The following is an 18,333-nucleotide window of genomic DNA, read 5'->3' as shown; positions in this document are numbered from 1 at the left end:
ACACCTAACTGCGCCTGAAGGCTACGTGACGTCGTCGTCTGCACCAACGATCTGTCACACCTAATTCATGACGGTTCCCTGCCGAGAACACAGGCGCCCGGTGCGCCGGATGCCGCCGTTTCCCGGGCGTGGAACCTGAACGCCCGCGGCGTGAAGCCGGCGTAGCGGTGGAACACGCCGGTGAAATGGCCCTGGGTGCGAAAGCCGACGTCGGCCGCCACATCGACGAGCGCGGTGTCGGTCCCGGCCAGGAGTTCCTTCGCCCGCTCGATCCGCTGCATCAGGATGTACAGGTGGGGTGATTGGCCGGTCGACTGTTTGAACATCCGTGCGAAGTGGAACGGACTCAGATTCACCGCCTCGGCCAGTTGTTCGACCAGGATCGTCTCGCCGAGATGCTCGCCGATATGGTTGCGGACACAGCGCAACTTGTGGGGCGCAAGTCCGCCGAAGGATGCGGCTTTCGTGCTGTTCGCGACCATGTACTTCCTGGCGACATGCGCCGCCAGGACCATGGCCAGCGACTCCATGTAGCGCGCATCCGGCGGACGCCGGATCCGGACATCGCTTTCGATGGCGTTGCCGACTTCGCGGATCAACGGGTCGGCTGTCGCGTGCGGCTCGACGAATGCCGTGTCGTCGCCCGCCACCTCGTGGAAAAACGGCGCGGCGATGCTGAGGATGAGCGTGTTCGGCCCCGGCCGGTCGGCCAGCGAATGCGGCAGTGCAGGCGAAAGGATCGACACCAGCGGTGCGCGCACGAACGTGGTCCGGTCACGCCCCTGTCCGACCCGGTAGGTGGCGAACAGGTTGGCGGTGTCCGTCGGGACGAGGATGTCGACCGAGTTGCGCAGGCGCGCGCCGCCAAGCTCGGCTGCGTCGAGGTAGGCCATGCCCAGGGACGGGCCTTGTGGTCGCGCCGCCTCATCGGCCGTCGATGGGCGGTCGCATTCCGTGCGGGCTTCTTCGGACATCACGATCACCTTGTGGTTTCAGGTCTGGGCCGGCATGACAAGCGCATACCTCGTGCCGACGCCAGAAGGCGGTGAAGCGCGCATCGTGCGCCGGGCAATTTTCCTTTGGGGACGCGGGCTTGCAGCGAATACCCGCAACGGCATGCAAGCCCGCTGGCCACGCTGCGCTGCCGGTGGGCCGTCAGGGGTGCCGGCAGTCCGGCAGCCATGCGTCGGATGTCATGGGGCGCTGCCCCTCGCCGCCGGCCCACGGCGGCCTGAGCTTCCCGAAGCTTGCCTGCAGCATAGGCAGCGCGCCGGATCGCTTCTTCCCAAGGCTTGCGCTTCATGTCTCGCTTTGACGGTGACCGCATCGGCGGCGCGACCACAAGCGGCGCGGACGCGCAAAATCGCGGGCATCCGACCGGAGGTCACCATGCCATCGCAGACCCACTCCTGGCTGATGAGGGACACGCGCCGCTGCTGGCCGCTGATGACGACCTATGAGCGCTTCGAGCACATCGTCGCATTCATGCTCTCCTTGATCATTGCAATGCTGATCGCGCTGGCGCTGGTCCAGCTGTTCGTGCGCGTCGTGCCGCTGCGGCGCGAGAGCATCGTGCAGGTGAAGGCGGTGGTGCTGATCGCCCTGCTGGCGCTCAGCCGCAAGTTCGTCATCCTCGATGCGTCGACCACCGGACCGGCGCACATCGCTGCGCTGGCCTTCGCGACGCTCGTGCTGGGCGCCGTGTACTGGCTGCTGCGCGAGCGCGATGACCGGATGCCTCCCCAGGAACGAACGGATCTCGAGCAGGGTTGAGCGCACGGCCCGCCGGGGCTCAGCACCCGTCCAGCACCCGGTGCACGAAGGCCACCGCCATGGCGCCCTCTCCCCGCCGGCCTGGCCGCCGACCGCCCAGCGCTCGCCATGTCAGCCTCGTTCCTGTGGGGCTGGCCTCAGCGCGGCCGCGCGAGCGGGCCGCCGCCTTCGGCATCGCTCGGATCCAGCTCGCCACCGGCAGGCTTGTCGCCCTGCACCTCGGCCAGCAGCGGCAGCACCTTGGTGCCGATCTCCTCGAGCACCTCGGGCGCCGGCCGCGTGCCGTACTTGAGGTTGAGGATGACGTGGTTGACGCCGGCGCCACGCAGCGACTCGAGAAAGCGCTGCAGGAAGTGCCACCCCGCCCTGAAGCCGAGGTGGATGGGCGTGGGCGGCAGGTGCGGATCGGCGGCGAGGTCCACGTAGAGCGATTGCACGAACGGCTTGAAGGCGTCCGACCTGACGGCATGGACCTCGCTGCGCCAGGCCGCCACCGCCTCGGCCTGGTGGTCCACGCTGCGGGGGTAGGTGATCCAGCCGTCGGCATGCTCGGCGATCCAGCGCAGCGGCTGCCCGCTGTTGCCGGTGACGAGCATCGGCAGGCGCCCGAGCGGTTTGGGCACGAGGTCGGCGTTGGCGGTGAGCACCCCGGCCGTCGACTTCAACATCGGGTATTCGCGCTCCAGCACGTGGCGGATCACCTCGAAGTGCTCGCGGAAAAGGACGGCGCGCCGCTCGATGTCCACGCCGAAGGCCGGGAACTCCGCCGGCCGGTCGCCCGACGCCACGCCCAGCACCAGCCGTCCGCCCGACAGCTGATCGACCGAGGCTGCCGCCTTGGCCACGTGCAGCGGGTGCCGCAGCGGCAGCACGATGGAGCCGGTGGCCAGCGCAATCGTTCGCGTGTGTGCCGCGATCCAGCCGAGGTACACCCAGGGATCGTGGACCTGGCCGAGGTCACCGAAGCTCGGGTCGCGCAGCGGCACGTCGCGCACCCACAGGGCGGCGAAGCCGAGGGCCTGGGCGTGCAGCGCAAGCCGCTCCTGGTCCTGCATCGACGGCTCATCGCCCGTGAAGGCCTCGATGGGGAAGAAGACGCCGAGCGTGAGACCGCCCGCGCCGAACATGCGACGAAAGCCTGGTGCTTCGTCCACGGTGGCCAGCGGATTGACTTTCAGCATGCGATCTCCTGTCCCATGTCGGCTACCGTACCCAGCACGCCGGCTCCGGTATTCCCGATTGCTGCGAAAGCTGCTCAAGAACGGCGAATGCACGCCCCGCCCAGGGGCAGCGCGAGCAGAACTTTCTGCCCGCAATCCTGTGGCACAGGTGCGCAGGTCTTTGCAAGACCGTGGTGGCCCGCGGCCCTAGTCTTCGAGCAATCACCTTCGCATCGTCCGCACGCGCCCGCCGCGGTCGGCTGCGACTCCATCTGACGCGGGCCCTGAGAGAGGAACCATCATGACCATCGCCACCACACTGCGCTCCGATGCCGAGATCCAGGCCGAGGTGCTGACCGAGTTGAAGTGGGAGCCGCGCGTGCAGGCCCCGGAGATCGGCGTGGCCGTGAAGGACGGCGTCGTGGCGCTGACCGGCTGGGTCGACTCGTACGGCAAGCGCTGGGCCGCCGAAGATGCCGCCCACCGCGTGCGCGGCGTCAAGGCGGTCGCCAACGACATCGAGGTCCGGTTGAGCACGGCGGGCGAGCGCACCGACCCCGAGATCGCCGCGGCCGCTGTCCGCGCCCTGCAATGGGATGCGTTGCTTGTGCCGGAGAAGATCGATGTCACCGTCTCCAAGGGCTGGATCACGCTGAAGGGCACGGTCGACTGGCAGTACAAGAAGCACGAAGCCGAGCGTGTCGTGCGCAACCTGGCAGGCGTGAAAGGCGTCAGCAACCTGATCGACGTCAAGCCCAAGCTGCAGCCTGCGGAGATCAGGAAGCAGGTCGAACAGGCGCTGGTGCGCAGCGCGCAGACCGACGCCGGGCGCATTTCCGTCGAAGTCGACGGCAACAAGGTCACGCTCAAGGGCACGGTGCGGGCCTGGGTGGAGCGCCAGGAGGCCGAGCGCGCCGCGTGGCGGGCGCCCGGGGTGACGACCGTCGACAACCGCATCACCGTCGCCCCGTGAGACGGCCCGCCGACAGCGACTTCCCACAGGAGCACATCACATGGCCCAATGCAGAGTCTGCGGTCGCCAGGCGACCGCCCAGGTCACGATGCGGCAGGACGGCCGCACCGAGCAGATCGCGCTGTGCGACGAGCACTATGCCGAGGCGATGGGGCAGAACCGCACGTCCGCCTCGCCACTGGAGTCGCTGTTCGGTGGCAGCCTGTTCAACCAGTTCTTCGGCGACGCCTGGCCGGGCCTGTTCGACCAGCCTGGCAGCACGGTGCGGCGCCTGCCGCAGCGCCGGCAGCGCTCACGCGAAGCCGTGGACCTGCAGTCGTTCCTGAACCAGGCCGCGATGGACCGGCTGCAGGCCGCGGCCCAGAAGGCGCTGGCGTCCGGCCGCGACGAAGTGGACACCGAGCACCTGCTGCACGCACTCGTCGACCACGAGGTGGTGCAGGAGATCCTGCACGACTTCAAGCTGGACGCCGCGGACCTGAAGCAGCAGATCGACGAGAACGCGCCGCACGGCGAGTACCAGCCCACCGAGGGCGAAACCCCGCGCATCGGCGTCTCGCCGCGCGCGAAGAGCGCGCTCGACAACGCGCTGGTCGCTTCCCGGGAGCTGGGCCACAGCTACGTCGGGCCCGAGCACCTGCTGATCGGCCTGGTCGAGGAAGAGGACGGCTTCGCGGGCGACGCGCTGCGCAAGCTCGGCCTCACGCGCGAGGCGCTGCGCCAGAAGACGGTGAAGGTGGTCGGCAAGGGCGCCGAGGAAGGCAAGGTGCAGAAACGCAGCGGCACGCCGAACCTCGACAAGCACGCGCGCGACCTGACCGAACTCGCGCGCCAGGGCAAGCTCGACCCGGTGATCGGCCGCGCCAAGGAGATCGAGACCACGATCGAGGTGCTGGCGCGGCGCAAGAAGAACAACCCGGTGCTGATCGGCGAGCCCGGCGTCGGCAAGACCGCCATCGTCGAGGGCCTGGCTCAGCGCATCGTCAACGAGCAGGTGCCCGAGGTGCTGCGCGGCAAGCGGCTGGTGGAGCTGAACATCAACAGCATGGTCGCCGGCTCCAAGTACCGCGGCGAGTTCGAGGAACGCGTCAAGCAGATGCTCGACGAGGTGATCGCCCACCAGAACGAGCTGATCCTGTTCATCGATGAGCTGCACACCATCGTCGGCGCCGGACAGGGCGGCGGCGAAGGCGGGCTGGACATCGCCAACACGTTCAAGCCCGCGCTGGCGCGCGGCGAACTGCACCTGATCGGCGCCACCACGCTGAGCGAATACCAGAAGCACATCGAGAAGGACGCCGCGCTGGAGCGCCGCTTCCAGCCCGTGAACGTGCCCGAGCCGAGCGTGGACGAGACGGTGGAGATCCTGCGCGGCCTGCGCGACCGCTTCGAGGCGCACCACAAGGTGAAGATCACCGAGGAAGCGATCTCGGCGGCAGCGAAACTGGCCGATCGCTACATCACGCAGCGCTTCATGCCCGACAAGGCGATCGACCTCGTCGATCAGGCCGCGGCGCGCGTGCGCATCCGCGCCAGTTCGCGGCCGAAGGGTTTGCACGACGGCGAGGAAACGATCCGCCGCCTGCGACAAGAGCAGGACGCGGCCGGGGCGGCGCGCCAGTACGACAAGGCCAAGGAGATCGAGACGCGGGCGAAGGCCGAGCAGAAGAAGCTCGACGAGGAGACCGCCAAGTGGAAGAAGCAGCGCGGCACCCGCTCCGAGGTCGTGAACGCCCAGGACGTGGCCGAGATCGTGGCCTCGCTGAGCGGCATCCCGGTGTCCGAGCTGACCACCGAGGACCGCGAAAAACTGCTGCGGCTGGAAGACCGGCTGCGCGAGCGCGTGGTCGGCCAGGAGGAAGCCGTGCACGCGGTCTCCGAAGCCGTTCGCCTGGCCCGCGCCGGGCTGAAGGAGCCGGGCAAGCCGACCGCCACGTTCCTGTTCCTCGGGCCCACCGGCGTGGGCAAGACCGAGCTTGCGAAGGCGCTCGCGGCCACCGTGTTCGGTAGTGAAGAGGCGCTGGTGCGCATCGACATGAGCGAATACGCCGAGCGCCACACGGTGGCGCGGCTGGTGGGCGCGCCACCCGGCTACGTGGGCTACGAGGAAGGCGGGCAGCTCACCGAACGCGTGCGCCGGCGCCCCTACTGCGTGGTGCTGCTCGACGAGATCGAGAAGGCGCACAGCGAGGTGCACAACATCCTGTTGCAGCTGTTCGACGAAGGCCGGCTCACCGACGGCAAGGGCCGCGTGGTCGATTTCACGAACACCATCATCATCGCCACCAGCAACCTGGGTTCCGAGGTCATCCAGCGCAACCTGACGGCCAAGGACCGCGACATGCTGGACTACCCCGCGCTGCGCGACCGCCTGATGGAGATGCTGCGCCACCACTTCCGCCCCGAATTCCTGAACCGGGTCGACGAGGTGGTCGTGTTCCACGCGCTGGGCCGCGAGCAGATCCGCTCCATCGTGGAACTGCAATTGCAGCGGGTGGGGCGCACGGCCGAGCAGCAGGACCTGCACCTGAAGTTCGACAAGTCGCTGGTCGACCACCTGGCCGAGATCGGCTACGACCCGGAGTTCGGCGCGCGCATGCTCAAGCGCAAGCTGCGCAGCGAGGTCGAATCGCGGCTGGCCACCGCACTCCTCAAGGGCGACCTGCAGCCGGGGTCCGAGGCCCTGCTGTCGTACGACCCCGCGGCCAAGGCGGTGCGGATCGCGCAGGAGGTCGAGCACAAGGCGGCGGCCTGACGCGCAAGGCAGCGGCTTCGCATGATGGGCTGGCTGGCCGCGCTGGTCGAACTGCTCGGCCTGCTCGCCGCGGTCAAGGCGGTGATGGAAGCACGCACGGCGCAAGGCGCGGCCGCGTGGGCGGTCGCACTGGTCGCGTTCCCGCTCGTCGCGCTGCCGCTGTTCCTGGTGTTCGGCCAGTCGCGCGTGCGCGACGATGTGCAGGCGCGGCGGCGCCTCCTCGCCGCCTCGCCGTCCCGGACCAGCCGCGCGCACGCGGCGATGGCAAGGCGCGAGCTTGTCGCGCACACGCGCTATACGGAGGACCTGCCCTTCGAGCGCCTGGCCAAGCTGCCGTTCACCGACGGCAACCGGGCCACGCTGCTGATCGACGGTGAGGCCACGTTCGGATCGATCTTCGCGGGCATCGAGACCGCGGCGCAGTATGTGCTGGTGCAGTACTACATCCTGCGCGACGACGGCGTCGGCCGCGCGCTGGCCGCGCGGCTGCTGGAGCGCGCGGCCGCCGGCGTGCGCGTGCACCTGCTGATCGACGAACTCGGCAGCATCGGGCTGCCCCGCGCCTACCTCGACCGGCTGCGCGCCGGCGGCGTCGCGGTCCAGGCCATCCATGCGCTCGGTCCCGGCGTGAACCGGCTGCGCCTGAACTTTCGCAACCACCGCAAGGTCGTCGTCGTCGATGGCGTGCGCGCGTGGGTCGGCGGTCTGAACGTCGGCGACGAGTACCTCGGGCGCGACCCGCGCCTGGGCCGCTGGCGCGACACGCATCTTCGCGTCGAAGGGCCGGTCGTGCAATGCGTCCAGGCCGCGTTCGTCGAGGACTGGCTCTGGGCCGGTGGGCGTGTGCCGCCGCTGCGCTGGTGGCCTGGGCGGGCGCCAGCGGGCGGCTACCCGGTGCTGTGCCTGCCCAGCGGCCCGGCCGACGAGCTGGAGACCTGCACGCTCTTCTTCATCGCCGCCATCCACCATGCGCGCCGCCGGCTCTGGATTGCCAGCCCGTACTTCGTGCCCGACGAGCAGTTCGTCACCGCGCTGCAGCTGGCCGCTCTGCGCGGCGTGGACGTGCGCGTGCTGATCCCGCAGCGCAGCGACAACGCGCTGGTCAACCTGTCCGCGTGGTCCTATGTCGAGGCGCTGGAGCACGCCGGCGTCGCCATGTACCGCTACGAAGGCGGCTTCATGCACCAGAAGGTCACGCTGATCGACGACGACTGGTGCACGGTGGGCACGGCCAATTTCGACAACCGCTCGTTCCGGCTGAACTTCGAGATCACGATGGCGGTCATCGACCGGGCGCTCGCGCAGCAGGTGCGGACCATGCTGGACCACGATTTCGCGCAGTCGAGCCGGATGCATGCCGCCGATCTGCAGGCCCGGTCCTTCGCGTTCCGCTTCGCGGTGCGGGTGGCGAGGCTGTCGGCGCCAGTGCAATGATCCGGCGTGTGGCCCGGCGACACTCCTGCGACATGCCAATCCCGCTATGCTCACCGCCGTGAGCTCCCCCTCTTCCCCACCGCCTCTGACGCGCCGCATTGCCCACCTGGACATGGACGCCTTCTTCGCGTCGGTCGAGCTGCTGCGCTACCCGCAGCTCAAAGGCCTGCCGGTGGTGATTGGCGGTGGGCGGCGGCGCGAGGACGAGATGTTCGCGCGGCTGCGCGAGACCTACCCCGAGCGCGAATGGACCGGCGAGGACCTGGCCCACATCCCGATCGATTTCTTTCCTCTGCTGGAAAACTACGTGGGCCGCGGCGTGGCCACCACCGCCACCTACGCGGCGCGCCAGTTCGGCGTGGGCTCGGCCATGGGCCTGATGAAGGCGGCCAAGCTCTGCCCGCAGGCCATCCTGCTGCCCGTGGATTTCGACGAGGTGCGCCGCATCTCGCGCCTGTTCAAGCACACCATCCGCGAGATCGCGCCGGTGGTGGAAGACCGCGGTGTGGACGAGGTCTACATCGACTTCACCGACGTGCCGGGTGGCCAGCGCGAGGGCGGGCGCGTGCTGGCGCGCCTGATCCAGAAGAGCATCTTCCAGGCCACGGGCCTGACCTGCTCCATCGGCGTGGCACCGAACAAGCTGATCGCCAAGATGGCGAGCGAATTCCAGAAGCCCAATGGCATCAGCATCGTTCACATGGACGACCTGCAGACGCTGATCTGGCCCCTGCCCTGCCGCAAGATCAACGGCGTGGGCCCCAAGGCCGATGCCAAACTGCAGGGCCACGGCATCCACACCATCGGCGACCTCGCGCAGCGCGAACGGCCCTGGCTGGTCGAGCACTTCGGCAAGAGCTACGGCGCCTGGCTGCACGAGGTGTCCTGGGGCCGCGACGAGCGCGCGGTGCAGACCGAGAGCGAGCCCGTGAGCATGAGCCGAGAGACCACCTTCGACCGCGACCTGCACGCCGTGCGCGACCGCGCCGAGCTAGGCACCATCTTCACCCAGCTGTGCGAGCAGGTGGCCGACGACCTGCAGCGCAAGGGCTACGTGGGCAAGACCATCGGCGTGAAGCTGCGCTACGACAACTTCCAGATCGTCACACGCGACAGCACCATCGGCCACTTCACCAGCGACGCGGCCAGCATCCGCCGCCACGCCGGCCTGTGCCTCAAGCGGGTGGACCTCACCCGCCGCATCCGCCTGCTGGGCGTGCGCGTGGGCTCGCTGGCCCGGCTCGGCGAGGTGCCGCCGGAGCCCGAGCGCCCCCCGGAACCGGCCCAATTGTTCTGAAGCCGCGCAGCGGCCATTGACGCAAGCTGACGCCAAACTTACAGTGACGGAGACTGGATCTCAGCCGCATTCCCGAGGGGGTCTGCCATGAATCTCTGTCTCAAGCTCGACGAGCTGGAGCGCATCAAACGCTGGCACGTGGCGCACCGCGGGGACCACCCGCTGGAATACCAGCTGTGGGACGGCATGCTCACGGCCTGGGTGATGGGCTGGGTGGGCTGCGTACCAGCGTTCTTCTCGGACGAGCTCTGGCTGCTGCCCTTCTGCGTGATGGGCATCTGGGCGCCCGGCCTGTACGTGCGCTGGCGCCGCAAGGTGCACCGGTCGCACCGCCTGCGCTGCGACTGGCTGGGGCCGTACAACTGAGCGGCGGGGCCGTCCGGGCCGGGACAGCCCCTGAGGCGCGTGCGGGCTACAGTGGTCCGTCGCCCACCACCACCGAGACAAGCCCCGCCATGACCGCCCTCACCTGCTTCACCCTCAGCACGACCGATCACGTCGCCCACCTGGTGCTGAACCGGCCCGCCGAACTCAACACCATGCACCCGACCTTCTGGCGCGAGCTCGACGAGCTGCTCACGCGGATCCACCACGAGGGCCAGGCGCGCGCGCTGGTCATCAGCAGCACGGGCAAGCACTTCAGCGCCGGCATGGCGCTGGAGACCTTTGGCGGCGCGATCCAGATGGACGACCAGAGCCCCGAAGGCCGTGCGGCCATCTACGACCTGCTCACCGACATGCAGGGCACCTTCACCAAGATCGAAAACCTGCGCATCCCGGTGATCTGCGCCATCCAGGGCGGGTGCATCGGCGGCGCGGTGGACATGGTCACCGCCGCCTGCATCCGCTACGCGAGCGCCGACGCCTTCTTCTGCATCCAGGAAATCAACATCGGCATGGTGGCCGACGTGGGCACGCTGCAGCGCCTGCCCAAGCTGATCCCCTTCGGCGTCGTGAAGGAGCTGGCCTACACCGGCCGCCGCCTGCCCGCGGGCAAGGCACTGGGCCACGGCCTGGTCAACGAGGTGTTCGACACCGCCGAAGCCACGGTGGCCGCCGCGCTGCAGTGCGCGAAGGAAATCGCCGCCAAGCCCCCGGTGGCGATCTGGGGCACCAAGCAGGCCGTGACCTACGCGCGCGACCACTCGGTGGAAGACAGCCTGCGCCAGATGGGCTGGCTGCAGGGCACGGTGTGGAGCAACGCCCACGTGCGCGAGGCCATTGGCGCGATGAAAGAAAAGCGGGCTGGCGAGTTCACGCCACTGGCCGAGCTGCAAACCTTCCGAACCCTAGGCTGACGACCGCGACGAGAGAGACGGCGCCCACCAGAGGCATCAAGGGTCCGGCTTCGCCGGCCCGAGGTGCCGCCCCCCCTCGAAGCGCCGAAGGCGCGCTACAGAGGGGGGGAGCCGCGCAGCGGCGCAGGGGGGTGTTTCACCTGTACGTCGCCAGGTGCAGGCTGGTCTCGGTGCTGCTGATGCCGCGGATGAGGCGGATGCGCTCCAGCACCTGGGACAGCTCCGCCAGGCTGCTCGCGCGCAGCTCGGCGAGCAGGTCCCAGCGGCCGTTGGTGTCGTGCAGTTCGGCCACGCCGGGCTCACCCAGCAGGCTGGCGATCACCGCTCGGGTCTGGTTGCCTTCCACCGCCACGCTCATCCAGGCGCTGATCTCATCGGGCTCGGCATCGGGCCGCAGTCGCACGGTGTAACCGACGATGACCCCGCTGTCCTCCAGCCGCGCGATGCGGTTGGTGACCGTGCCGCGCGACACGCCCAGCTTCTTGGCCAGCGCGGCCACGTTGGTGCGCGCGTCCTTTCGCAAAAGGCCGATCAGTTGCTGGTCCAGGGCGTCCATTCGAGCATTATGCGATTCAAGCTTGTCTTTCTGGCAATTTTCTGTCGAAATTCAAGCACAGTTGACGATTTACATTGAGCGGGCGCCTGGCGACACTGAGGACATCACCCAAGGATTCCCCATGAAAGCCGCCACCTCGCCCTCCCTGCCCACCCTGTTCCTCAGCGCCCAGGACGTGGCCACCCTGGTCCACCGGCTGGGCCTGCCCGCCGCGCTGGACCGCCTGGCCGGCACCCTGCACGCCGACTACCTGCGCTGGCCCTCGTTCGACAAGTCGGCGCGCGTGGCCAGCCACTCCACCGACGGCGTGATCGAGCTGATGCCGATCGCCGACGACACCACCTACGCCTTCAAATACGTCAACGGCCACCCCAAGAACACCCAGAGCGGCCTGCCCACGGTGATGGCCTTCGGCGTGCTGGCCGAGGTGGCCACCGGCGTGCCTGTGCTGCTGAGCGAGCTCACGCTCACCACCGCGCTGCGCACCGCTGGCATGTCGGTGGTGGCCGCGCGCGCGCTGGCCCGCCCGAACAGCCGCCGCATGGCGCTGATCGGCAACGGCGCGCAGAGCGAGTTCCAGGCCCTGGCCTTCCACCACCTCATGGGCATCGACGAGATCCGCCTGTACGACACCGACCTGGCCGCCACGCGCAAGCTGATGGACAACCTCGCGGGCCAGCCCGGCCTGAGGCTGCTCGCCTGCGACAGCATCGCCCAGGCGGTGCGCGGCGCCGACATCGTGACCACCGTCACCGCCGACAAGACCAACGCCACCATCCTCACGCCCGACCTGATCGAGCCCGGCATGCACATCAACGGCGTGGGTGGCGACTGCCCGGGCAAGACCGAGCTGCACCCCGACGTGCTGCGCATGGCCTCGGTCTTCGTCGAGTACGAGCCGCAGACCCGCATCGAAGGCGACCTGCAGCACCTGCCCGCCGACTTCGCCGTGACCGAACTCTGGCACGTGCTCGCGGGCAACGCCCCAGGCCGCACCAGCGCGGCGCAGGTCACGCTGTTCGACTCGGTCGGCTTCGCGCTGGAAGACTATTCGGCCCTGCGCTTCCTGCGCGAGGCAGCGGGCGAGCTCGGCCTGGGCCAGGCGCTGCCGCTGATCCCCGCGCTGGCCGATCCGAAGGACCTGTTCGGCCTGCTGCGCCGGACCGAGCCCCGGCAGGTGGAACTCGCGCTGGCGGCCTGAGGCGGCCGCTTTCGCTACGATGGGCCTCCCCCATCGTTCGCCAGCGCATGAAAACCTTTCACAACCCCCACCACGCCGGCCATGCCGGCCAGCAGGAGATGTTTCGCGGCCGCATGGTGCCCTGCCATGAAGTGCCCGCGCGGCTGGACTTCGTGCTCGCCGAACTGCAGCGCCGCCCGCTGGGGGCCCTCACCCCGCCGGCCGTGGACGCTGCCGCGCTGGACACCGCCATCGCCCGCGTGCACGACGCGCGCTACCTGGCTTTCCTCGCCACCGCCTGGAACGACTGGGTGGCCATGGACCCGGCCAACGCGCAGCGCGACGCCCTGCCCTCGGTGTGGCCGCTGGCCAACCGGCACGGCTTTCGCAACGACGTGCTGCCGCACAACTTCGCGGCCCGCCTGGGCCTGTTCTCGTTCGACTCGGGCTCGCCTCTGACCGCCGGCACCTGGGCCGCCGCGCGCGGCGGCGCGGCCTGCGCGCTCGCGGCGGCCCAGGCCGTGGCGGGCGGTGATCGCAGCGCCTTCGCGCTCTCGCGCCCGCCCGGCCACCACGCGGGGCCTGATTTTCTGGGCGGCTACTGCTTCCTGAACAACGCCGCGATCGCCGCGCAGGCGCTGCGCGACGCCGGCCATCCCAAGGTGGCGGTGCTGGACGTGGACTACCACCACGGCAACGGCACGCAGACCATCTTCTACGAACGCGCCGACGTGCTCACGGTCTCCATCCATGGCGACCCGGCGACCGAGTACCCCTTCTTCCTCGGCCATGCGGACGAACGCGGCGCGGGCGCGGGCACCGGCTTCAACCTCAACCTGCCCCTGCCGCGCGGCACCGGCGTGCTGGCCTGGCGCGCGGCGCTGGACAAGGCCCTGCGCGCGGTCAGCAACTTCGGCGCCGACGCGCTGGTGGTGCCCCTGGGGCTGGACACCTTCGAGGGCGACCCGATCTCCGGCTTCACGCTCCAGACCGGCGACTACGCCGCCGTCGGCGCGGCGCTGGCCGGCGCGGACCTGCCCACGGTGTTCACCTTCGAAGGCGGCTACGCGGTGGACGAGGTCGGCACCAACGCCGTCAACTTGCTGGAAGGCTTCCAGCGGGCAGCCTGAGCACCCGGCTGAATCCAGGCGGGCCCCGGGTGCGTATCCAGAGGGCCATGAAGCCCTCGCCACCCCCTCAACGCCCCGACATCCCCCGCCCCACCGCGCGCGGTTCCCGCCCCACGCTGGTGTGGAGCCGGCCCGACAGTGCCCCGCAGGCACCCGGGTGGCCCCACAATGCGCGCATGAGCGACCAACCCGACGACACCCTCATCGCCCTGCTCGACCGCATCGCCCAGCGCGACGAGGCCGCTCTCAAGGGCCTCTACGACCTGGTGTCGTCCAAGCTCTACGGGCTCTCGCTGCGCGTGGTGAACAAGCACGAATGGGCCGAGGACGTGCTGCAGGAAACCTTCCTGCAGATCTGGCGCTCGGCCGGCGACTACCGCGCCAGCCTGAGCCCGCCCATGGCCTGGCTGGGCCTGATCGTGCGCAGCCGCTCGCTCGATGCCCTGCGACGGCGCAGCGCCGAGCGCGCCCACCTCACCGACGAGCTCGACGACGTGATGGCCGACACCCTGGAAGGCGCCTCCCCCAACCCCATGGACGTGAGCCTGGCGAGCCAGCAGGCCTGGGCGCTGCACCAGTGTCTGGGCAAGCTGGAACGCCGCCAGCGCGAGGTGGTCAGCCTGGCCTACCTGCGCGACCTGAGCCACAGCGAGCTGGCCGAGCAGCTCAAGCTGCCGCTGGGCACGGTCAAGACCTGGATCCGCCGGGGGCTGGACCAGCTGCGCACCTGCATGGCGCGCTTCGCGTGAGGACCTCGCCATGAACCTCATGAAACACCCCGAACTGCTGGACCAACTGGCCGCGGCCCACGCGCTGGGCACGCTGCGCGGCGGCGTGCGCCGCCGCTTCGAAGCCATGGCGCGGGAACAGGCGCCAGTGCGCGCCGCCGCCCTGGTGTGGCAGAGCCGCGTGGCCAGCATGAACGAACTGCAGGCCCCGAGCGAGCCGGCCCCGGCGGTCTGGACGCGCATCGAGAACCTGGTGCGCGCCGACAACGACCAACAGGCCATGGCCGCCGCGCGCGCCCCAACCACCCCGCCCGGTCGCCCAGGCGGCTGGCTGCGCAGCCTGGCGCTGTGGCGCGGCGCCACCGCCGCCGGCGCTCTGGCCACCGTGCTGGCCGTGGTCACGGCCGTCGGCCTGCGCGACAACCTGGGCGCGCGAATCAGCGAGCTGCAAGCCCAACTCGAAGCAACACCGCAGGTGGAGTACGTGGCCGTGCTGCACGACGACCAGGCCAGCGCATCCATGCTGGTCACCTTCGACCCCAAGAGCAGGAAGCTCACGCTGCAGCGCGTGAGCGGCTTCCAGGAAGCGAGCGACAAGTCGCTGCAGCTCTGGGCGCTGCCGCCTTCCGGCGGCCCGCGCTCGCTCGGTGTGCTGGGTCAGGAGCGCCTGCTGCAGCTCGCCGCTGGCGAGGGCGATGTGCGCGAGGTGCCGACCCTGGCGATCAGCCTGGAGCCCAAGGGCGGTGTGCCGAGCGAACGCGGCCCCACCGGGCCGGTGCTGTTCAAGGGAGCGCTGATCCAGAAGATGCTCTGAGCCGCCTCACTGCCGCGCGGTGCGCACGTTGGCCGGCGGCAATTGCGGGTGGCTGCTGCGCCAGGGGTTGATGTCCAGCCCGCCCCGGCGCGTGTAGCGCGCGTAGACCGTGAGCTTGGCCGGCTTGCAGCGCTGCCAGACATCCATGTAGATGCGCTCGACACACTGCTCGTGGAATTCGTTGTGGTTGCGAAAGCTCACGATGTACTGCAGCAGGCCGGCCTGGTCGATCTGCGGGCCGCTGTAGCTGATCTGCACGCTGCCCCAGTCGGGCTGGCCGGTCACCAGGCAGTTGCTCTTGAGCAGGTGGCTCACCAGGGTTTCGGTCACCGGCTGCTCATCGAGCGCGGCCGTGAGCAGCTCAGGCGCGGGCTGGTACTGCGTGCACTCCACGTCGAGCCGGTCGATGGACAGGCCGCTGAGTTCGTGCACCGGCTCGCGGTCGAAGTGCTCGGGCAGCAGCAGCTTCACGCCAGCGCCGGCCTGGATCGGGCCGCCGTGCCAGATCGCGGCGCTCACGTCGGCGCGGATGCGGTCGCGAACTGCGTCGGCGCTCGCAAACGGCGTGTTGTTGAAGCTGTTGAGGTAGAGCTTGAACGACTTGCTCTCCACGATGTGCGTGCTCTCGCAGGGCACGGTGATGTGGGCCAGCGCCACCATGGGCTTGCCGCGCGGATTGAGCCAGCTCAGCTCGAAGGCGGTCCAGAGGTCGGCGCCGAGAAAGGGCACGCTGCCGGTGATGCCGATCTCGCGCCGCTTCGTTTCGCGCGGCAGCGGGAACAGCAGCGAGGCGTCGTACTGGTCGATGTAGGCCGAAGTGCGGCCGAGCTGGGACTGTTCGGGGGTGTTCTGGGACATGGAGAGGTCAGACAAATTCGCGTTCGCGCAGCCACTTGGTGGCGACCCATTTCTCGCCCTCGATCACGGGCGCGCCGCCGTGCAGCGTGCGGGTGGAGGGGTGGGGGCGGTCGTAGCTGAAGAAGACGGCGTTGCCGCGCACCGGCGCCACCTCGAAGCCCACGTCGGGGAAGGTGGTGCCGCCGCCGCGCGCGGGCTCGTTGAGGTACATGACCAGCGTGGCCACGCGCTGGCCGCCACGCCGCAGGATGGTGGGCGTGCCCGGCTCGGCGGGATCGAAGTAGTCGTAGTGCGGCTTGTACTCGGCGCCGGGCTTGTAGTTCAGCACCTGGAAGCCCTCGCCGTTCTCCAGCGGCCAGTTCAGCAGCCGCGCGATGCGCGCTTCGACGGCGGCCACCTCGGGCGTCTGGCCGCGGGTGAAGAACATGCCGCTGCTGGTGCGGTCGGGGTTGAGCTCTTCGCCGCCGGTCTTGGTTTCCACCGTGAGCGAGCGCGCCAGGTGCGGGCGCGCGGAGGCGATCAGCGCCTCGCATTCTTCGGCGCTCAGCAGGTTGCCCAGCACCACCACGCGCGGGTGGTTCAGCGTGGCGATCACGTCCACCAAACGGTCGCCCGCGTCGATCTGGCGCGGGGACTGGCTCAGATCGAAGTCGGGCACCGGCACGCCCGCAGCGGTGGAAGCCGCCTCGGGCTGGGCCACAGGCGCGACCACCGGGGGCTTGGCGGCCTGGGCGCGCAGGTGCTCGCGCAGCGTGCTTTCCAACGCCGCCACGGCCACCGACTCCTGCCAGCCGGAGGACACCATGGAGGCCAGCACCACCTCGGGGGTGAAACCGGCGGACGCCTGCTCGATGATCCAGCGGCGCAATTCGGGGGTGATGGTCTGGCTCATGTGTGTGTCGAGGCGGTCAGGCCTTCTGTTCGCGGCGGAACACCAGCCGGTCGGGCGAGGACGCGGCGGGCACGAAACGGTAACCCTCAAGGTCGAAGCCCTTGAGCTGCTCGGGCGTGGTGGCCCGGTGCGTCACAGCGTACCGCACCATCAGGCCGCGCGCGCGTTTGGCCATGAAGCTGATGACCTTGTAGCCATCGGCCTTGCGCTCCTCGAAGGCGCAGGTGACCACGCGCGGCAGCAGGGCCTTGCGGTCCACGGCCTTGAAGTACTCCTCGCTGGCGAGGTTGATCACCACCGGGCTCAGGTCGGCCTTGGCGCGCTGGTTGAGGTACTCGGCGATCTGGCGGCCCCAGAACTCGTAGAGGTTCTTGCCCCGGGCCGTCTTCAGGCGCGTGCCCATCTCCAGCCGGTAGGGCTGCATCCAGTCGAGCGGGCGCAATACGCCGTAGAGGCCGCTGAGGATGCACAGGTGCTGCTGCAACCAGTCGAGTTCGGCCTCGCCCAGGGTCTTCGCGTCCAGCCCGCCGTACACGTCGCCGTCGAAGGCAAGCACGGCCTGCTTGGCGTTCTTCGCGGTGAACTTCGGGCGCCAGGCCTGGTAGCGCGCGACATTCAGGCCCGAGAGCGCGTCCGACAGGTCCATGAGCTCGCCGATCTGCAACGGCGTTTTTTCGCGCAGCACCTCGATGAGTTCGGTCGAGTCTTTCACGAACAGCGGCAGGGTGTGGGTGGTCAGGTGCGGGGGCGTCTCGTAGTCGAGCGCCTTGGCGGGCGAGATCAGGAAGAGCATGTCGGGCTGGAGGCGGGCGGGGCCGCAGAGGAAAGCGGACACGGGAGCGGCGGGGCCTCCCGGGGGAAGCCCTGATTATCCCCAACGGGCCGTGTTACTTCAGGTCACCGGCGAGAGACGCCAGCGTTTCCGGGGGCACTTGCAGGTGCGCCGGGTAGTGGGTGTGGTCGCACCCCAGCTTGACGGCCGCGCCAGCCAGCACCGCCGCGCGCATCGGGGCCGTGAGCTCGAAGCGCACGAAGTGCACGGCCGAGGTCTTTTCGTCGTTCTCGCGGTCCAGGTCCTCGTCGGCGATGGCGTACACGCGGGCATGGCCCTCGACCTCGACGAACATGCGGTCCTCCACCCCGATCAGCCGCGCGAGCTCGCGCTTGCGCTCGTTGACATCGATGTACTCGATCATCATCGTGGCCTTCCAGTTCGTGCCATCAGGCACCAGGGGCGCGTAGGCATCGATCTCCTGCTGGATGCCCTCCTCCTCGAAGATCTTCTCGATGCGCAGCATCTCCTGGATCTGGTAGCGCATGGTGGTCTCGCTCTCGAACTGCAGGTGCAGGTGCTCGCCCAGCTGCACGCTGCGCAGCCGGCGGTGCGCCATGATCTCGGGCTTGTGCACCTTGCGCCATTTGGTGTACGCCTCCAGGCTCATGAGGCTGTCGGCGGTGATGCGGCCGGTGAGTTGCATCATGGGT

Annotated in this window: 18 protein-coding genes; 11 read left to right on the top strand and 7 right to left on the bottom strand. The window is 69.3% G+C overall.

Annotated features, from left to right (window positions below):
• Positions 1–65: 65 nt before the first annotated feature.
• Positions 66–974, bottom strand: coding sequence for a helix-turn-helix transcriptional regulator (locus ACODTB_RS04780; protein WP_291121677.1), 909 nt, complete (start codon positions 972–974; stop codon positions 66–68).
• A 415-nt stretch (positions 975–1,389) separates the two neighbouring features.
• Here ACODTB_RS04780 and ACODTB_RS04775 point away from each other — a divergent pair, with 415 nt between their 5' ends.
• Positions 1,390–1,773, top strand: coding sequence for a phosphate-starvation-inducible PsiE family protein (locus tag ACODTB_RS04775; RefSeq protein WP_291121676.1), 384 nt, complete (start codon positions 1,390–1,392; stop codon positions 1,771–1,773).
• 137 nt (positions 1,774–1,910) lie between these two features.
• Here the strand turns inward: ACODTB_RS04775 and ACODTB_RS04770 are convergent, their stop codons facing one another.
• Complete coding sequence (locus ACODTB_RS04770) at positions 1,911–2,954, bottom strand: LLM class oxidoreductase (protein WP_291121675.1); 1,044 nt, start codon at positions 2,952–2,954, stop codon at positions 1,911–1,913.
• A 280-nt stretch (positions 2,955–3,234) separates the two neighbouring features.
• On the opposite strand from ACODTB_RS04770, the gene ACODTB_RS04765 reads away from it, so the two are divergent.
• From ACODTB_RS04765 to ACODTB_RS04740, 6 genes are all read left to right on the top strand, one after another.
• Positions 3,235–3,906, top strand: coding sequence for a BON domain-containing protein (locus ACODTB_RS04765; protein ID WP_291121674.1), 672 nt, complete (start codon positions 3,235–3,237; stop codon positions 3,904–3,906).
• 40 nt (positions 3,907–3,946) lie between these two features.
• On the top strand, positions 3,947–6,661 hold the full coding sequence (locus ACODTB_RS04760; protein ID WP_291121673.1) for an ATP-dependent Clp protease ATP-binding subunit: 2,715 nt from the start codon (positions 3,947–3,949) through the stop codon (positions 6,659–6,661).
• A gap of 84 nt (positions 6,662–6,745) precedes the next feature.
• Positions 6,746–8,095, top strand: a complete 1,350-nt coding sequence (cls, locus tag ACODTB_RS04755) for a cardiolipin synthase (RefSeq protein WP_488929126.1) — start codon at positions 6,746–6,748, stop codon at positions 8,093–8,095.
• A 46-nt stretch (positions 8,096–8,141) separates the two neighbouring features.
• Entirely contained in the window at positions 8,142–9,392 is a 1,251-nt protein-coding gene (locus tag ACODTB_RS04750) for a Y-family DNA polymerase (protein WP_291121671.1), read from the top strand.
• An 87-nt stretch (positions 9,393–9,479) separates the two neighbouring features.
• A complete protein-coding gene (locus ACODTB_RS04745) occupies positions 9,480–9,758 on the top strand; it encodes a hypothetical protein (protein WP_488929125.1) in 279 nt (92 codons plus the stop codon).
• Positions 9,759–9,847: 89 nt separating this feature from the next.
• Positions 9,848–10,690, top strand: coding sequence for an enoyl-CoA hydratase-related protein (locus ACODTB_RS04740; RefSeq protein WP_488929124.1), 843 nt, complete (start codon positions 9,848–9,850; stop codon positions 10,688–10,690).
• A 136-nt stretch (positions 10,691–10,826) separates the two neighbouring features.
• Here the strand turns inward: ACODTB_RS04740 and ACODTB_RS04735 are convergent, their stop codons facing one another.
• Positions 10,827–11,246: an Lrp/AsnC family transcriptional regulator gene (locus tag ACODTB_RS04735; RefSeq protein WP_291110998.1), complete on the bottom strand. Its 420-nt coding sequence runs from the start codon at positions 11,244–11,246 to the stop codon at positions 10,827–10,829.
• 121 nt (positions 11,247–11,367) lie between these two features.
• On the opposite strand from ACODTB_RS04735, the gene ocd reads away from it, so the two are divergent.
• From ocd to ACODTB_RS04715, 4 genes are all read left to right on the top strand, one after another.
• Positions 11,368–12,447: an ornithine cyclodeaminase gene (gene ocd / locus ACODTB_RS04730; protein WP_488929123.1), complete on the top strand. Its 1,080-nt coding sequence runs from the start codon at positions 11,368–11,370 to the stop codon at positions 12,445–12,447.
• Positions 12,448–12,494: 47 nt separating this feature from the next.
• Positions 12,495–13,556, top strand: a complete 1,062-nt coding sequence (locus ACODTB_RS04725; RefSeq protein ID WP_291111001.1) for a histone deacetylase family protein — start codon at positions 12,495–12,497, stop codon at positions 13,554–13,556.
• Positions 13,557–13,732: 176 nt separating this feature from the next.
• Positions 13,733–14,305, top strand: coding sequence for an RNA polymerase sigma factor (locus ACODTB_RS04720; protein ID WP_291111003.1), 573 nt, complete (start codon positions 13,733–13,735; stop codon positions 14,303–14,305).
• Positions 14,306–14,315: 10 nt separating this feature from the next.
• On the top strand, positions 14,316–15,098 hold the full coding sequence (locus ACODTB_RS04715) for an anti-sigma factor (RefSeq protein WP_488929122.1): 783 nt from the start codon (positions 14,316–14,318) through the stop codon (positions 15,096–15,098).
• Between the two features lie 6 nt (positions 15,099–15,104).
• Here the strand turns inward: ACODTB_RS04715 and queF are convergent, their stop codons facing one another.
• The 4 genes from queF to ACODTB_RS04695 form a co-directional block, all read right to left on the bottom strand.
• Positions 15,105–15,956 (bottom strand): NADPH-dependent 7-cyano-7-deazaguanine reductase QueF, encoded by an 852-nt coding sequence (gene queF / locus ACODTB_RS04710; protein ID WP_291111007.1) that lies wholly within the window; start codon positions 15,954–15,956, stop codon positions 15,105–15,107.
• Positions 15,957–15,963: 7 nt separating this feature from the next.
• On the bottom strand, positions 15,964–16,848 hold the full coding sequence (locus ACODTB_RS04705; RefSeq protein WP_291111008.1) for a 2OG-Fe(II) oxygenase: 885 nt from the start codon (positions 16,846–16,848) through the stop codon (positions 15,964–15,966).
• A 16-nt stretch (positions 16,849–16,864) separates the two neighbouring features.
• A complete protein-coding gene (gene yaaA, locus ACODTB_RS04700) occupies positions 16,865–17,641 on the bottom strand; it encodes a peroxide stress protein YaaA (RefSeq protein WP_291111010.1) in 777 nt (258 codons plus the stop codon).
• Between the two features lie 94 nt (positions 17,642–17,735).
• Entirely contained in the window at positions 17,736–18,326 is a 591-nt protein-coding gene (locus ACODTB_RS04695; protein WP_291111014.1) for a DUF3501 family protein, read from the bottom strand.
• Positions 18,327–18,333 lie beyond the last annotated feature (7 nt).

The organism is Hydrogenophaga sp. FG152 (genome assembly GCF_057809615.1).
Note: the sequence above shows the minus strand (reverse complement) of the source record. Positions and strands in the feature narration are given on the sequence as shown.

What these genes read in the sequence shown, in the direction of transcription:
- ACODTB_RS04780 (WP_291121677.1), bottom strand. Translation starts at nt 974, where the DNA reads ATGTCCGAAGAAGCCCGCACGGAATGCGACCGCCCATCGACGGCCGAT.
- ACODTB_RS04775 (WP_291121676.1), top strand. Translation starts at nt 1,390, where the DNA reads ATGCCATCGCAGACCCACTCCTGGCTGATGAGGGACACGCGCCGCTGC.
- ACODTB_RS04770 (WP_291121675.1), bottom strand. Translation starts at nt 2,954, where the DNA reads ATGCTGAAAGTCAATCCGCTGGCCACCGTGGACGAAGCACCAGGCTTT.
- ACODTB_RS04765 (WP_291121674.1), top strand. Translation starts at nt 3,235, where the DNA reads ATGACCATCGCCACCACACTGCGCTCCGATGCCGAGATCCAGGCCGAG.
- ACODTB_RS04760 (WP_291121673.1), top strand. Translation starts at nt 3,947, where the DNA reads ATGGCCCAATGCAGAGTCTGCGGTCGCCAGGCGACCGCCCAGGTCACG.
- cls (WP_488929126.1), top strand. Translation starts at nt 6,746, where the DNA reads ATGGAAGCACGCACGGCGCAAGGCGCGGCCGCGTGGGCGGTCGCACTG.
- ACODTB_RS04750 (WP_291121671.1), top strand. Translation starts at nt 8,142, where the DNA reads ATGCTCACCGCCGTGAGCTCCCCCTCTTCCCCACCGCCTCTGACGCGC.
- ACODTB_RS04745 (WP_488929125.1), top strand. Translation starts at nt 9,480, where the DNA reads ATGAATCTCTGTCTCAAGCTCGACGAGCTGGAGCGCATCAAACGCTGG.
- ACODTB_RS04740 (WP_488929124.1), top strand. Translation starts at nt 9,848, where the DNA reads ATGACCGCCCTCACCTGCTTCACCCTCAGCACGACCGATCACGTCGCC.
- ACODTB_RS04735 (WP_291110998.1), bottom strand. Translation starts at nt 11,246, where the DNA reads ATGGACGCCCTGGACCAGCAACTGATCGGCCTTTTGCGAAAGGACGCG.
- ocd (WP_488929123.1), top strand. Translation starts at nt 11,368, where the DNA reads ATGAAAGCCGCCACCTCGCCCTCCCTGCCCACCCTGTTCCTCAGCGCC.
- ACODTB_RS04725 (WP_291111001.1), top strand. Translation starts at nt 12,495, where the DNA reads ATGAAAACCTTTCACAACCCCCACCACGCCGGCCATGCCGGCCAGCAG.
- ACODTB_RS04720 (WP_291111003.1), top strand. Translation starts at nt 13,733, where the DNA reads ATGAGCGACCAACCCGACGACACCCTCATCGCCCTGCTCGACCGCATC.
- ACODTB_RS04715 (WP_488929122.1), top strand. Translation starts at nt 14,316, where the DNA reads ATGAACCTCATGAAACACCCCGAACTGCTGGACCAACTGGCCGCGGCC.
- queF (WP_291111007.1), bottom strand. Translation starts at nt 15,956, where the DNA reads ATGTCCCAGAACACCCCCGAACAGTCCCAGCTCGGCCGCACTTCGGCC.
- ACODTB_RS04705 (WP_291111008.1), bottom strand. Translation starts at nt 16,848, where the DNA reads ATGAGCCAGACCATCACCCCCGAATTGCGCCGCTGGATCATCGAGCAG.
- yaaA (WP_291111010.1), bottom strand. Translation starts at nt 17,641, where the DNA reads ATGCTCTTCCTGATCTCGCCCGCCAAGGCGCTCGACTACGAGACGCCC.
- ACODTB_RS04695 (WP_291111014.1), bottom strand. Translation starts at nt 18,326, where the DNA reads ATGCAACTCACCGGCCGCATCACCGCCGACAGCCTCATGAGCCTGGAG.